The 14,698-nt window shown below is 61.2% G+C and carries 12 protein-coding genes and 2 pseudogenes; 3 read left to right on the top strand and 11 right to left on the bottom strand.

The window, feature by feature from the left end; genetic code table 11:
- Positions 1 to 34 precede the first annotated feature (34 nt).
- Positions 35 to 427, bottom strand: a complete 393-nt coding sequence (gene rpsI / locus AB4N42_RS26765) for a 30S ribosomal protein S9 (protein ID WP_003228056.1) — start codon at positions 425 to 427, stop codon at positions 35 to 37.
- A gap of 14 nt (positions 428 to 441) precedes the next feature.
- Positions 442 to 870 carry a 50S ribosomal protein L13 gene (rplM, locus tag AB4N42_RS26770; protein WP_003205365.1) on the bottom strand — a complete coding sequence of 143 codons (429 nt, stop codon included), beginning with the start codon at positions 868 to 870 and terminating at the stop codon, positions 442 to 444.
- A gap of 245 nt (positions 871 to 1,115) precedes the next feature.
- On the opposite strand from rplM, the gene AB4N42_RS26775 reads away from it, so the two are divergent.
- Positions 1,116 to 2,156 (top strand): NADP(H)-dependent aldo-keto reductase, encoded by a 1,041-nt coding sequence (locus tag AB4N42_RS26775; RefSeq protein ID WP_198796609.1) that lies wholly within the window; start codon positions 1,116 to 1,118, stop codon positions 2,154 to 2,156.
- 129 nt (positions 2,157 to 2,285) lie between these two features.
- Here AB4N42_RS26775 and AB4N42_RS26780 read toward each other — a convergent pair whose 3' ends face one another.
- Complete coding sequence (locus tag AB4N42_RS26780; RefSeq protein ID WP_030138564.1) at positions 2,286 to 3,422, bottom strand: acyl-CoA dehydrogenase family protein; 1,137 nt, start codon at positions 3,420 to 3,422, stop codon at positions 2,286 to 2,288.
- Positions 3,423 to 3,665: 243 nt separating this feature from the next.
- Between AB4N42_RS26780 and AB4N42_RS26785 the strand changes: the two genes are divergently transcribed.
- The gene (locus tag AB4N42_RS26785; RefSeq protein ID WP_187293302.1) at positions 3,666 to 4,562 is read left to right on the top strand and encodes a GlxA family transcriptional regulator; all 897 of its coding nucleotides are present in this window, start codon (positions 3,666 to 3,668) and stop codon (positions 4,560 to 4,562) included.
- A gap of 190 nt (positions 4,563 to 4,752) precedes the next feature.
- Here AB4N42_RS26785 and zapE read toward each other — a convergent pair whose 3' ends face one another.
- The 3 genes from zapE to AB4N42_RS26800 all read right to left on the bottom strand — a co-directional run bounded on the left by zapE (position 4,753) and on the right by AB4N42_RS26800 (position 7,957).
- Positions 4,753 to 5,847: a cell division protein ZapE gene (zapE, locus tag AB4N42_RS26790; RefSeq protein WP_217861294.1), complete on the bottom strand. Its 1,095-nt coding sequence runs from the start codon at positions 5,845 to 5,847 to the stop codon at positions 4,753 to 4,755.
- Between the two features lie 100 nt (positions 5,848 to 5,947).
- Positions 5,948 to 7,303 carry a tryptophan--tRNA ligase gene (locus AB4N42_RS26795; RefSeq protein WP_030138571.1) on the bottom strand — a complete coding sequence of 452 codons (1,356 nt, stop codon included), beginning with the start codon at positions 7,301 to 7,303 and terminating at the stop codon, positions 5,948 to 5,950.
- Between the two features lie 24 nt (positions 7,304 to 7,327).
- On the bottom strand, positions 7,328 to 7,957 hold the full coding sequence (locus AB4N42_RS26800; RefSeq protein ID WP_334596883.1) for an alpha/beta hydrolase: 630 nt from the start codon (positions 7,955 to 7,957) through the stop codon (positions 7,328 to 7,330).
- A gap of 147 nt (positions 7,958 to 8,104) precedes the next feature.
- Between AB4N42_RS26800 and AB4N42_RS26805 the strand changes: the two genes are divergently transcribed.
- Positions 8,105 to 8,542 carry a Z-ring associated ZapG family protein gene (locus tag AB4N42_RS26805; RefSeq protein WP_181287677.1) on the top strand — a complete coding sequence of 146 codons (438 nt, stop codon included), beginning with the start codon at positions 8,105 to 8,107 and terminating at the stop codon, positions 8,540 to 8,542.
- Positions 8,543 to 8,800: 258 nt separating this feature from the next.
- Here the strand turns inward: AB4N42_RS26805 and AB4N42_RS26810 are convergent.
- The 5 genes and pseudogenes from AB4N42_RS26810 to doeA form a co-directional block, all read right to left on the bottom strand.
- A pseudogene (locus AB4N42_RS26810) lies at positions 8,801 to 10,187 on the bottom strand (aminotransferase).
- Positions 10,184 to 11,671, bottom strand: a complete 1,488-nt coding sequence (locus tag AB4N42_RS26815; RefSeq protein WP_217861291.1) for an NAD-dependent succinate-semialdehyde dehydrogenase — start codon at positions 11,669 to 11,671, stop codon at positions 10,184 to 10,186. The pseudogene AB4N42_RS26810 and the gene AB4N42_RS26815 overlap by 4 nt, the downstream one beginning before the upstream one ends.
- A 130-nt stretch (positions 11,672 to 11,801) precedes the next feature.
- The gene (locus AB4N42_RS26820; RefSeq protein ID WP_198796615.1) at positions 11,802 to 12,281 is read right to left on the bottom strand and encodes an Lrp/AsnC family transcriptional regulator; all 480 of its coding nucleotides are present in this window, start codon (positions 12,279 to 12,281) and stop codon (positions 11,802 to 11,804) included.
- A 199-nt stretch (positions 12,282 to 12,480) separates the two neighbouring features.
- Entirely contained in the window at positions 12,481 to 13,482 is a 1,002-nt protein-coding gene (gene doeB / locus AB4N42_RS26825) for a N(2)-acetyl-L-2,4-diaminobutanoate deacetylase DoeB (protein ID WP_460115575.1), read from the bottom strand.
- Between the two features lie 3 nt (positions 13,483 to 13,485).
- Positions 13,486 to 14,677: pseudogene (gene doeA / locus AB4N42_RS26830) on the bottom strand (ectoine hydrolase DoeA).
- Between the last annotated feature and the right edge of the window lie 21 nt (positions 14,678 to 14,698).

Here is a 14,698-nt window from a genome sequence, read left to right on the forward strand (position 1 = left end):
AGGAACTGGGCGCCTTTTGAACGCGGAAGCGAAATTAACGCTTCGAGTACTGCGGACGCTTACGCGCTTTACGCAGACCGACTTTCTTACGTTCAACTTCGCGAGCATCGCGAGTTACGAAGCCAGCTTTACGCAGGGCGCTGCGCAGAGTTTCGTCGTAATCCATCAGGGCGCGAGTGATGCCGTGGCGGATTGCGCCAGCCTGGCCACTTACACCACCACCGATAACGGTGACGTAGATGTCGAATTTTTCGACGGTCTCGGTCAGTTCCAGCGGCTGACGAACTACCATGCGGGCAGTTTCGCGGCCGAAGAAGTTATCCAGGGAGCGGTTGTTGATGGAGATGTTACCAGTGCCCGGACGCAGGAAAACGCGTGCGGTTGCAGTCTTGCGACGGCCAGTGCCGTAATTTTGAGTCGCCGACATAATGAACTATTCCGTTAAAACTTCAGTTCTTGGGGCTGCTGAGCAGTATGAGGGTGAGCAGCGCCCGCATAAACCTTCAGCTTACGATACATGTCGCGACCCAGTGGGTTCTTAGGCAGCATGCCTTTAACCGCGGTCTCGATCACGCGCTCAGGGGCTTTGGCGATCAGCTTTTCGAAGTTGATCGACTTGATGCCGCCAGGAAAACCGGAGTGGGAGTAGTACATTTTGTCAGTGGTTTTAGCGCCAGTAACACGTACTTGCTCGGCATTGATCACGACGATGTAGTCACCGGTGTCAACGTGAGGGGTGTACTCAGGCTTGTGCTTGCCACGCAGACGGCTCGCGATTTCGGTGGCCAGACGACCCAGGGTCTGACCAGCAGCGTCGACGACAAACCAGTCGCGCTTTACTGTTTCCGGTTTAGCAGTAAAAGTTTTCATTCTTTATAGCCTCAGGGGCCGCCCTGTAAATTAGACGGCGGATCTTACTGAATAGTGCGTACTTTGACAAGTCAAAGGCAGCCGGATACAGACGCTTTCGGGGGCTCGGGTCGGCGCGTCCGTTCAACGGCAAGATTCTTCGGCGGCGGCGCATCACTTCCACTGCAGAAAGAGGTGCGCAATTATGCAGATTGCGAAAAATATTTCAACCTGCTTTTATGATTGTTTTGCCCAAGGAGTCCCCGATGGACTATCGCAAGCTAGGCCGTACCGATCTGAACGTCAGCGCCCTGTGCCTCGGAACCATGACCTGGGGCGAGCAGAACAGCGAGGCAGAGGCGTTCGCCCAGATCGAACGCGCCAAGGGGGCCGGGATCAATTTTCTCGACACCGCCGAGATGTACCCTGTGCCGCCGAAGGCCGAGACCTACGCCACTACCGAGCGCTACATCGGCAATTACTTCAAGAGCCGTGGCGACCGCGCCGACTGGATCCTGGCCAGCAAGATCGCCGGCCCCGGCAACACCATCGACTACATCCGCGACAAGAACCTCAAGCACAACCGCCGACACATCGTCGAAGCCCTGGACGCCAGCCTCAAGCGCCTGCAGACCGACTGGATCGATCTTTACCAGCTGCACTGGCCGGAGCGCAGCACCAATTTCTTTGGCCAGTTGGGCTACACCCACAAGGCCGACGAAGATTTCACGCCGCTGGAGGAAACCCTCGAAGCCCTCGACGAACAAGTCCGCGCAGGCAAGATCCGCCACATCGGCCTGTCCAACGAAACGCCGTGGGGCACCATGAAGTTCCTCGCCCTGGCCGAAGCCCGTGGCTGGCCACGTGCGGTGTCGATCCAGAACCCGTACAACCTGCTCAACCGCAGCTTTGAAATCGGCCTGGCGGAGATTGCCATCCGCGAACAGTGTGGCCTGTTGGCTTATTCGCCGCTGGCGTTCGGCTTCCTGTCGGGTAAATATGAGAACGGCGCACGCCCCGCCAAGGGCCGCCTGACGCTGTACAGCCGCTTCATGCGCTACTTCAACCCGCAGTCGGAAGCGGCTTGCAGTCGCTATGTCGCCCTGGCCCGCGAACATGGGCTGGACCCGGCGCAGATGGCCCTGGCGTTCGTCACCCAGCAGCCGTTCGTGACCAGCAACATCATCGGCGCCACCACGCTGGAGCAACTGGACAGCAACATCGCCAGCTTCGACCTGAAACTGTCGGATGAAGTGTTGGCGGGGATCGAGGCGATTCACAAGGACCAGCCGAACCCGGCGCCCTGATCCATAGGCCTCATCGCGAGCAAGCTCGCTCCCACAGGGGGGCTGTGCTGATCACGAATATACGATCAGGCACAAATCCCCTGTGGGAGCGAGCTTGCTCGCGATAGCCGACTCAGACCCACCCCCTTATCAAAGCGACCGCGCAATGATCTCCTTCATGATCTCATTGGTCCCGGCATAGATCCGCTGTACCCGCGCATCCGCCCACGCCCGGGCAATCGGGTATTCCCACATGAAACCGTAGCCGCCATGCAACTGCACGCATTCGTCGAGCACCTTGCACTGCAGGTCGGTGCCCCAGTATTTGGCCATCGCCGCCGTCGGTACATCAAGCTTGCCTTGCAGGTGCAGTTCCAGGCAGCGGTCGACGAAAACCCGGCCGATCTGGATCTCGGTGGCCATTTCCGCGAGTTTGAAGCGGGTGTTCTGGAAATCCGCGATGGATTTGCCAAACGCCTTGCGATCGCGGGTGTAATCCAATGTCCATTGCAGCGCCGCTTCGGCCGAGGCCAGGCCGCCGATGGCGACGGTCAGGCGCTCCTGGGGCAGTTCCTGCATCAGGTAGGCGAAGCCCATTCCAGCCTGCCCCAACAGGTTTTCCTTCGGCACCCGCACGTCCTGAAAGAACAATTCGGATGTGTCCTGGGCCTTCATCCCGACTTTTTCCAGGCGCTTGCCTTTCTCGAAGCCCGGCGTGCCCGCTTCCACCAGGAACAGGCTAGTGCCCTTGGCGCCCGCCTTCGGGTCAGTCTTGGCAACGACGATGACCAGGTCCGCAAGGAAGCCATTGGTGATGAACGTCTTCGAGCCGTTGATGACGTATTCGTCACCGTCCAGCACTGCCGTGGTCTTCACCCCCTGCAGGTCCGATCCCGCGCCCGGCTCGGTCATGGCGATGGCCGTGACCATTTCACCGGACACCAGTTTCGGCAGGTACTTGTGTTTCAACGCCTCGCTGCCGTAATGCAGGATGTACGGCGCGACGATATCGGAGTGCAACGAGAAGCCGATCCCGGTCAGCCCCAGGCGGCCGATCTCCTCGATCACCACGGCGCTGTAGAGGAAATCCGCGTCCAGCCCGCCGTAGGCCTCTGGAAGGTGCGAGCACAACATGCCCGCCTCCCCCGCTTTGTTCCAGAGCTTACGATCGACATGCCCCTGTTTTTCCCACTGGCTGTGGTACGGCACGGCTTCTTTTTCAAGGAAGGTTCGTACAGTGTCTCGGAACAATTCGTGCTCGGGACTGAACAGGGTTCTTGGGATCATGGCGCACCTTTGGTTATTGTTGAACAGGTCATCCGAAAGAGCCTAAGCCTGCGGCGCACAACGGGACACTGGACACTTGCGCCAAAAAATAAGACGATCCAGCCGTTTGATGACCACTATCCCCTATAAAAATAAAGATGAATTATGCCCATGCACGTCTCCACGCCCTTGCGGCGCGTCAGCATCCTGGCCATCGACCGGGTTTTCGCTTCCACCCTCATGCAAGCCAAGGATTTTTTCCACCTGGCCAGCCTGCGCTATGGCAAACAACTGGGCCGCGGCCTGACCCCGGCGTTTGAAACCCGCCTGGTCAGCCCCGATGGCAAACCGGTGAACAGCTTCAGCGATGTGATCATGCCGGTGGACGGTGGCCTGGAAAACACCGACGTCATCATCCTGCCGGCGTTCTGGGACGACTTCGCGACCCTCTGCCAACGTTACCCACAAGTCCTGCCTTGGCTGCGCGAACAACATGCGCGCGGCGCGGTACTCTGCGGCGAAGCCACCGGGGTGTTCTGGCTGGCCGAGGCCGGGCTGCTCGACGGCAAGGAGGCCACCACCTATTGGCGTTTCTTCAATGCTTTCAAGGAACGCTTCCCCAAGGTGCACCTGAACCAGGACAAGCACCTGACCGATGCCGACAACCTGTTCTGCGCCGGCGGCACCACCTCGGCGTGCGATCTCTACATCTACCTGATCGAACGCTTCTGCGGCGCCAACGTCGCCCAAGCCGTGGCGCGAGACATTCTCTACGAAGTACAGCGCAGCTATTCACCGGGACGCATTGGTTTCGGCGGGCAAAAACTGCACCAGGACGTGATCATCCTGCAGATCCAGCAGTGGCTCGAAGAGCACTTCGCCGACAAGTTCCGCTTCGAGGACGTCGCCCGTGAACATGGCATGAGCATCCGCAATTTCATGCGTCGCTTCCAAACCGCCACCGGCGATAAACCGCTGCATTACCTGCAACGGCTGCGGATCGAAACCGCCAAGGGCCTGCTCTCCGGCAGCCGCAAGAGCATCAAGACCATCAGCTACGAAGTTGGCTACGACGATGCGAGCTTTTTTGCGCGATTGTTCCGGCAACACACCGACCTGTCGCCGAACCAGTATCGGCAGCAGTTTCAGCAGGCGGCGTGAGCCAGGGCGCAATACAGTCCAGGTGCGAGCGGGCTTGCTCGCGAAGGCGGTGGGTCAGCTTGCATCTACGCTGGACATGCCGTCCCCCTTCGCGAGCAGGCTCGCTCCCACAGGGTTATGCGATGGGCTGCTAAATCTCGCACACAAAAAAGGCCTGCAATCGCAGGCCTTTTTTTGTGTTCCAGACTCGCTAGGGCTTATGCGCCCGCGACAGGAATTCGTGGGATTGCATTTCCAGCAACCGGCTCAAGGTCCGTTGGAACTCGAACGTCAGGCGACCACCGGTATAGAGATCCTTGAGTTCGACTTCCGCCGAAATGATCAGCTTCACGTTGCGGTCGTAGAACTCGTCGACCATGTTGATGAAGCGACGGGCGATGTCGTCGGTGGTGACGCTCATCTGCTCGACATTACTCAGCAGCACGGCGTGGAAGATCTTGCCCAGTTCGATGTAGTCGTTCTGGCTACGCGGGCCGTCGCACAGTTCGCGGAAGTCGAACCAGGCGACGTCGTCGCAGGTGCGGATGGCGCGGATCTTGCGATTTTCGATGATCAGCTCGTCGTTTTCGATCGCCTGGGTGCATTCCGGCGTGAGCGCGCGGAAGCTCTTGCGCAGGCTTTCTTCGGCGGCAGCGTCCAATGGGAAATGGAACAGCTCCGCTTGCTCAAGATGACGCAGGCGATAGTCCACGCCGCTGTCGACGTTGACGACTTCGGTGTGCTCCTTGATCAGCTTGATGGCTGGCAGGAAGCGCGCCCGTTGCAGGCCGTCCTTGTAGAGGCCATCGGGCACGATGTTCGAGGTGGCGACCAACGTCACGCCATTCTTGAACAGTTCTTCCATCAGCGTGCCGAGGATCATGGCGTCGGTGATGTCGGAAACGAAGAATTCATCGAAGCAGATCACCCGGGTTTCGGCGGCGAAACGCTTGGCGATGATGGTCAGCGGGTTCTTTTCGCCGCCCAGGGTTTTCATTTCCTCGTGCACGCGCTTCATGAAGCGGTGGAAGTGCGTCCGCGTCTTTTCCTTGAACGGCAGCGCTTCGAAGAAGGTGTCCACCAGGTAGGTCTTGCCACGGCCGACGCCGCCCCAGAAATACAGGCCCTTGACCGGCACCTGGTCTTTCTTGCCGAACAGTTTGCCCAACAAGCCCGGCTTGTTGTTCGATGCGGCGATCAGGTCGTCGTACAGGCGCTGCAAGTGCCGCACGGCCGTTTCCTGGGCTGCGTCGTGGAAGAATTCCGGGCGTTTCAGATCAGCTTGATATCGTTCTAGGGGCGTCATATTCGTTAGCAAGGCAACAAAAACGGGCCGTCACTGTAGCGATGGCCCAGAAGAATGGCAATCGGCCCTTATTCGGGCCGATGGTCGGGTAACGCTTCGATCAGTCCTGGGCAGGCGTCAGTGCCACGCGCAACGCGTCGATGGCTGCATCCCGGGCGGCACTGTCAGCGAACGCAGGGCTCTGGGCCACGCATGCGCCGTCGAGCCAGACGCTGAAACCCAGGTCGTCGCTGCGCACGTCCAAGGGTTGGCCGGACTGCAATTGCTTGGTCACCTGCCCGGCGGTCTTGCCGTCGGCAAAGTTGTTCGAGAGCAACAGCTGCTCGCCCTCGGCGGAAAGCAGGCGGAAGCGGAAACTGCCGTCCTCGTCGCGGAAGCTGACAAAACGGGCTGCCTTGGCCGCTTTCTTTTTGGTCTGGGTCGTCACCTGGACCTGGCTGACAAACGAGCGCAGGCCAACCGCCTCGCGCAGTTCGTTGAGGAACGGCGTGGCCACGGCCCGGGCTTTCTTGGCGCCCAGTTGCAGGATGTCCTCAAGGTCCGATGGACGCTCGATGAACTGGTGATAACGCTCGCGCGCTTCACCCAACTGGTCATCGAGCAATTGGAACAGGCGATTCTTCGCCTCGCCCCACCCCAGGCCCTGCAGCAGTTCGCTGCGGAATTCGGCGGACTGCGCTGGAGTGGAGAAGGCTTGGAACAGGGTGAACAGGTGCGAGTTGTCCGGGTCCTTGGCCTCGCCCGGGGCGCGGGAGTCGGTGACGATCCGCGAGATCGCGTCCTTCATGTCCTTGGCGCTGCTGAACAACGGGATGGTGTTGTCGTAGCTCTTGGACATCTTGCGACCATCGAGGCCCGGCAGCGTGGCGACGCTCTCCTCGATCAGCGCCTCGGGCATGGTGAAGAACTCCTTGCCCTGGCCGAACAGGTGGTTGAAGCGCTGGCCAATGTCCCGGGCCATTTCCACGTGCTGGATCTGGTCGCGACCGACCGGCACCTTGTGGGCGTTGAACATCAGGATGTCGGCTGCCATCAACACCGGGTAGCTGTACAGCCCCATGGTGATGCCGGCGTCCGGGTCTTCGCCGGCCTCGACGTTCTTGTCCACCGACGCCTTGTAGGCGTGGGCGCGGTTGAGCAGGCCCTTGGCGGCGACGCAGGTCAGCAGCCAGGTCAGCTCCGGGATTTCAGGAATGTCGGACTGGCGATAGAACGTCACGCGGTCCACGTCCAGGCCACCGGCCAACCAGGTCGCAGCGATTTCCAGGCGCGAACGCTGGATGCGCAGCGGGTCATCGCATTTGATCAGGGCGTGGTAGTCGGCCAGGAAGTAGAACGAATCGGCGTTGCTGTCGCGGCTGGCGAGGATCGCCGGACGGATGGCGCCGGCATAGTTGCCCAGGTGCGGGGTGCCGGTGGTGGTGATGCCGGTCAGGATACGGGTACGCGTCGTCATGGGTTATCGCTTGTCAGACTGCTGTCAATTCGAGAGGCGCGGCAGGAGCAGATCCTTGAGATCGGTCAGCTTGCCATGAAAAAAGTGTCCGCATTCTGCCACTTTCAGCAGCTCATGGGGGCGTTGGAGCGCGTCGGACCATGCGTAGACCAGTTGCGGATCGACCACTTCGTCGGTTTCCGGCTGGATCACGGTCAGCTCACCATCTGTCGGCAAGGGCGATTGCTCATCCAGGCGCATCACCGCCGGTGCCACCATGAACAGGTGCTTGAGCGGTTGGCCCTGGGCTTCCAGGCGCCCGCCCAGGGTTGCGGCAACGAAGCCGCCAAAGGAGAAACCGAACAGAGTCAGGGGCAGGCCCGGGTATTTTTCCAGCAGCCAGGCGGCTGCGGCCTGGGCGTCGTCCACTTCGCCGGTGCCCATGTCATGGCTGCCGGCGCTGGCGCCGACGCCGCGATAATTGAAACGCAACGTAACCAGGCCGGCATCGCGGGCGGTGCGCTGCAGGGTCGAGACCACTTTGTTGAGCATGGTCCCGCCCTGCACCGGGTTCGGGTGGCAGATCAGCGCCAGGCCACGGGGCGCCTCGCTGTCCAGGTACAACGCTTCCAGTTGGCCCACCGGGCCATCGATGACTACAGGGGTTTCGCGCATAAGCAAGGAAAGAACTCCGTGACCCCGAATAGGGTCGACTCGTCTAGCTAAAAGTCTGTGCCTGGCATCATTGCGATGTTCTTCGCGGTATACAGCGCAGGTCCGAGCCGTTAACGTAAAGCAAAGCCGTTTATAGAGGAAGGACTCGTGGAACACTCGCTCTTAGTTTGGCTGTTGCCGACTCTTGCCCTGGTTGCCGGTGTCGCCATTGGATTCCTGCTTGCCCGCCTGCTGCCGAACGCGGTGCCCAACAGCACCCAACGTCAGCTGGACGACATCCAGGAACGTTTCGACAGTTACCAGAATGAAGTGGTCACCCACTTCAACAGCACCGCTTCACTGGTGAAAAAACTCACCCAGAGCTACCAGGAAGTCCAGGATCACCTGTCCGAGGGCGCCAATCGCCTGGCCCTGGACGAGCAGACTCGCCAACGCCTGCTGGCTGCCCTGCAGGCCGATGCGGCACAGACCCCACGGGAACGCCTGACCCCGCCGAAAGGGATCCAGGAACCACCACGGGACTACGCGCCGAAGGCGCCGAATTCACCCGGCATGCTCGATGAGCATTACGGTTTGAAGAAGTAATTCCCAAGCGACACCCAAAAGCCCGCCCGATCGCATGATCGGGCGGGCTTTTTTATTGCCTCAAACTCCACTCACTTCAATGCTTGACCCATTGTGGCGAGGGAGCTTGCTCCCGCTGGGCTGCGAAGCAGCCCTATAGCAGCGAACTCGATTTTCCTGGCATACCGAGTTGCCTGGTTTTGGGGCCGCTTCGCGGCCCAGCGGGAGCAAGCTCCCTCGCCACAGGTTATTTGTGTCCTGAAGTATTGTGAACTCAGTTCAAGCCAACACCTCACCCGCCACCTGATCGATAGCGCCTTTGGTGATGTCAACGATCAGGTCCGCCTCTTCACGGGTGAGGATCAGCGGTGGGGCGAAGCCCAGGATGTCGCCGTGGGGCATGGCGCGGGCGATCATGCCGCGTTCCAGGCAGGCGGCCGAGACCTTGGGGCCGACCTTGAGTGCCGGGTCGAACGCTGTGCGCTGTTCACGGTCGGCCATGAACTCCACTGCCGCCAGCATGCCATCTCCGCGCACCTCGCCCACCAACGGATGACCTTCGAGAGTTTCGCGCAATCGACGATTCAAGTAGCCGCCCACATCCTCGGCGTTGGCCGTAAGGTTTTCCCGTTCGAGGATGTCGAGGTTGGCCAGGGCCGCCGCCGCGCAGATCGGATGCCCGGAATAGGTCCAGCCGTGGCCCATGGCTCCTTCGGCCTGGGAAGCTTTTTCAATCACGCTCCAGACTTTTTCGCCGATGATCACCGCGGACAAAGGCGCATAGGCACTGGTCAGGCCTTTGGCGGTGGTGATCAGGTCCGGCTTCATGCCGTAGCGCTGGCTGCCCATTTTCGAACCCAGGCGCCCGAACGCGCACACCACTTCATCGGCGATCAACAGCACGTCGTATTTCTTCAACACAGCCTGGATCGCATCCCAATAACCGGCGGGCGGAACGATGATGCCCCCGGTGCCCATCAGCGGTTCGCCGATAAACGCCGCCACCGTGTCCGGACCTTCAGCAAGAATCATTTTCTCCAGCTCATCGGCGCAATAGCGCACGAAGGCCGCTTCGTCCATGCCCGCCGGGGCCTTGCGGTACCAGTGCGGGCAGACGGTGTGCTTGACCCCTTCCGGCCGGCAGGTCGAAATGCTGGTGAAACGCGGGCAGCCCGGTCAGGCTGCCGGTCATGATGCCCGAGCCGTGGTAGCCACGGTCGCGGGAGATGATTTTCTTCTTCCGGGGCCGGCCCAGCACGTTGTTGTAGTAACGCACCAGTTTGATCTGGGTTTCGTTGGCGTCCGAGCCGGACAGGCCGTAATAAACCTTCTTCATCCCTTCCGGCGCCCAGTCCATGATGCGGCTGGACAGCTCGATGATCGCCTCGCTCGAATGCCCGACATAGGTGTGGTAGTAGGCCAGTTCCTTGGCCTGCTTGTAGATGGCGTCAGCCACCTCGGTACGCCCGTAGCCGATGTTCACGCAGTACAGGCCAGCAAAGGCGTCGATGAACTCACGCCCCTCGTGATCGCGAATGCGGATGCCCGACGCGCTCTTGATGATCCGCCCCTTGAGCGCGCCGCTGGCGTGGTCATGGGCGTGGGTCGACGGGTGCATGAAATGCGCACGGTCTTGTTCGAACAGCGTGTTGAGTTCTTGGCTCATGCGGATTCTCCTGGGAACTGGCCTTGATGGTGCAGGCAAAAGTATTTGGTTTCGACAAAGGGCTCGAAGCCCTCGGTGCCGCCCTCGCGGCCGAGGCCGGAGGCTTTCATGCCACCGAAGGGAATCGGGTGGCCGGTGAACTTGACGCCGTTGACCGCGACCATGGCGTGGTCGAGACGGCGGATCAGTGGGTAAATGAGATCCAGGCGGTTGGAGCAAATATAGGCGGCCAGTCCGTACTCGGTGTCGTTGGCCATTTCGACGGCTTCGTCCAGGGTGTCGAACGGCATCACCCCGGCGATGGGCGCGAAGTTTTCTTCACGGTAGATGCGCATCTGCGGCGTGACATCGGCCAGCACCGTGGGTTGGTAGAACAACCCGCCCAAGGCATGTGTTTCACCGCCCACCAGGCGTTGAGCACCCAACGCCAGGGCATCGGCGACGCGGTCGGCGGTCGCATCGAACGCGGCCTGATGCATCAATGGGCCGACGTCCACCTCCTGTTCCTGCTGATCGACCATGGCCGGGCCGACGCGCAAGGCGCGCACAGCTGCGGTGAAGCGAGTGAGAAAAGCCTGGTACACCGGACGCTGGACCATGATTCGGTTGGCCGCGCAGCAATCCTGGCCCGAGGTCTGGAACTTCGCCTCCACGGCGACCTTTACCGCCAGGGCCAGGTCGGCATCCGCGCAGACAATGAACGGCGCGTTGCCGCCCAGCTCCAGCGCGACTTTCTTCACGTCATGGGCCGCCGCTTGCAACACCAGCTTCCCGACCCGGGTCGAGCCGGTGAAGCTCACCGAGCGTACGCGACTGTCCCGGACCAGGGTTTCCATGGCCATTTGCGGCTCGCCCAGGACCACGTTGAAGACCCCGGCAGGGAAGCCGGCTTCTTCGGCCAATTGTGCCAACGCCAAGGCCGAGTACGGTGTTTCGTGGGCCGGCTTGATCACCACGGTGCAACCGGCGGCCAACGCGGCGGCGGCCTTGCGGGTGATCATGGCCGACGGGAAATTCCACGGCGTGAGCAGCGCACAAACCCCCACCGGTTCCTTGACCGTGCCAAGGTGCGCATTCGGGATATGGCTGGGAATGTTCTGGCCGTACAGGCGCCGGGCTTCCTCGGCGAACCAAGGAATGAAGCTGGCGGCATAAGCGATTTCGCCACGGGACTCGGCCAAGGGCTTGCCCTGTTCCAGGCTGAGAATTCGCGCCAGGTCCTCGCTGTGCTCGGTGATCAACGCCGCCCAGCGCCGCAGGATGGCGCCGCGCGTCTCCAGGCTCTGTTCGCGCCACGAAGGAAATGCGCGATGCGCCGCGTCCACCGCCGCGACGATCTGCGATTGATCAAGCATCGGTACATGACCGATGACGGTGCGGTTGGCAGGGTTGTGGACGGCCACGCTGTGACCGCTGTCGCTGTGAACCCAATGGCCGTCGACATAGCAAAGCGCTTTGAACAGCAGCGGGTGTTGATAAGGCATGACGTTCACTCCAGAGCGTGTGCGTGAATCCATGCTAGGGCAGCGACGCTTGGGTTTTCGGATGTTCGAGCGGGGTCAGACCTTGGTTTTTTTCTGGAAAGAACCTGCCGGAAAGCGTTTTCTGCGGTGCTCAGGCGGATGACACCAGCTCCGCCGGCAACGCACCGGCGGTCTTGATGGTCTTGGTGACGATGTAGGTGAAGTAGCGTTCGATGCCGAGGTCTTCGAGCAGCAGTTGATCGACAAAACGCTGGTAGGCATCGACGTCCGGCGCCTGGATCATCGCCAGGTAATCGACACCGCCGCCGGTGGCGTAACAGAACGCCACTTCGGGCGCGGCGATCATGCGTTGTTCGAAACGACGCATGTCCTGGGCGGTGTGCCGGGCCAGGGTGATTTCCACCAACACCTGCTGACGCTTGAACACCGCAGCCCAATCGATCTGCGCTCGATAACCGACAATCAAGCCCGCCGCTTCCAACTTGCGCACCCGCTCCCAGGCCGGCGTGACCGACAGGTTGATGGCCTCGGCCAGGCTCGACTTGGTGATCCGCCCGTCGTCGGCGAGGATCTGCAGGATCTTCAGGTCGTAGCGATCGAGCTTGTGCATGGGGCCGGGCTCCGGGGGGATGATAAAAAACTTCCAGACACACATCGATTGTGGCGAGGGGATTTATCCCCGTTGGGTTGCGAAGCAGCCCCTGGCTATCGAGCCACTTCGGCCTGACACACCGAGTCGCTTGCTTTGGGGCTGCTGCGCAGCCCAGCGGGGATAAATCCCCTCGCCACAGGTTTGTGTTCGATCTGACCTAAGCCAACACATCCGCAATCACCACCAACGTATCGCCACACTGCACCAGTCCGGGAAAATGCCGGGCCGCCAGCAAGCCGCTGCGGGCGGCGCGGTATTCCACCGGGGCGACGCCGCTGCGGGCAGTGTCATGAATACGCGCTACTACCTCGCCCCGGGTGACGTTTTCACCAAGGTCACGGCACATCTCCAGCAAACCGTTGTGCTCACTGGCAATGAAGCAACTGGCGTCCGGCATGTCGAGCACCAGCGAAGGCTGCAACTCGATCGAGCCCCGCAAAATGCCAGCGTGGATCAACAGGTTGCGCACCCCACGCTCGGCAATCGCCACGCTGCGAGCGGTGGAAGAACCACCGCCGCCCAGCTCGGTGGTGACGAACACCTTGCCCTGGGATTCCGCGGCCGTGTCGTACATCGACCCGGCGTCCAGTTCCAGCATGCGCATGCAATACGGCGCGTTGAACGCCAGCATCCCGGCCTCGCAGCGCGCCTGTTGCTGTTTGTCCGGCAAGACGTGGCAGGCGGCGAACGGCAGGAAGTCCAGGGTCCGGCCGCCGGAATGGATGTCCAGCACAATGTCGGCCAAGGGCAGCAGAGTGCGGTTGAAATAGTCAGCGATTTTCTCGGTGACCGTGCCGTCCGGCCTACCGGGAAAACTGCGATTGAGGTTGCCCTTGTCGATCGGCGAAGTCCGGCGCCCGGCATGGAAGGCCGGGGTGTTCATGAACGGAACGATGATCACCCGTCCGCTGACCTCTTCGGCGCTCAACTGCTGGGCCAATTTGCTCAGGGCCACCGGGCCTTCGTACTCATCGCCATGGTTGCCACCGCTGAGCAATGCGGTCGGGCCGCTGCCGCGCTGGATCACGGTGATGGGAATCATCACCGCGCCCCAGGCCGAATCGTCCCGCGAATACGGCAGCTTGAGAAAACCGTGCTGCACGCCCTCGCGGCTGAAATCCACCGTGGCGCTGATGGGATTATCGGGTAATTCAGGCATGGCTCAATCCTTCACGAACAGTTGACGAGGCACGTTGCACAGCGTCTCGACGCCGGTCTCGGTGATCAGGATGCTCTCGGTGATTTCCAGGCCCCAATCATCCATCCACAGCCCCGGCATGAAGTGGAAGGTCATGCCCGGTTGCAACACGCTGTTGTCACCGGGTCGCAGGCTCATGGTGCGCTCGCCCCAATCCGGTGGATAACTGATACCGATGGGGTAGCCGCAACGGCTGTCCTTGTGGATGCCGAATTTCTCCAGCACCTTGAAAAACGCCACGGCGATGTCGCCCGTGGTGTTCCCCGGCTTGGCCGCGTCCAGGCCTGCGGCGATGCCTTCGACCACGGCTTTTTCACCGTCGAGGAAATGCTGCGGCGGCTTGCCCAGGTAAATCGTGCGCGACAGCGGGCAGTGGTAACGCTTGTAGCAACCGGCGATTTCAAAGAAGGTCGCCGGCGCCCCGTTCGAACGGCGAATCGTCCCAGGTCAGGTGCGGCGCGCTGGCGTCGGCCCCGGTGGGCAACAGCGGCACGATGGCCGGGTAGTCGCCGCCGTGGCCGTCGGCACCGAGGATGCCGCTGCTGTAGATCTCGGCCACCAGTTCGTTCTTGCGCATGCCCGGTTCGATCCGTTCGAGAATCCGGCCGTGCATGTTCTCGACGATGCGCGCAGCGATGCGCATGTAGGCGATTTCCTGGGGCGACTTGACCGCACGCTGCCAGTTCACCAGGCCCACTGCGTCCACCAGTTTCGCCTCGGGCAGATGCTTTTGCAGCGACAGGTAGGCGGCGGCGCTGAAGTAGTAGTTGTCCATTTCCACGCCGATGGACAGGGCGCCCCAGCCACGGGCGATGATCACCTCGCGGGACAGGTAGTCCATCGGATGGCGCTCGCGAGACTGCACGTAGATGTCCGGGTAGCCGACGATGTTATCGGCCTGCATGAACACCGTGCGCCTGGCACCGTTGGCATCCTGGCCGCGGCCGAACCACACGGGCTCGCCGTCCAGCGCCAACAGCACGCATTGGTGCACATAAAACGACCAACCGTCATAGCCAGTGAGCCAGGCCATGTTCGACGGATCGGTGACCAGCAGCAGCTCAAGGCCCTGGGCCTGCATGGCTGCGCGAACCTTCGCCAGGCGCTGGGCGTATTCCTCCCGCTGGAACGGAAGATTGACGACTATCTCTGACATCCACCTGCCCTCTGTTCAAAT

Source organism: Pseudomonas sp. H2_D02 (assembly GCF_054677635.1).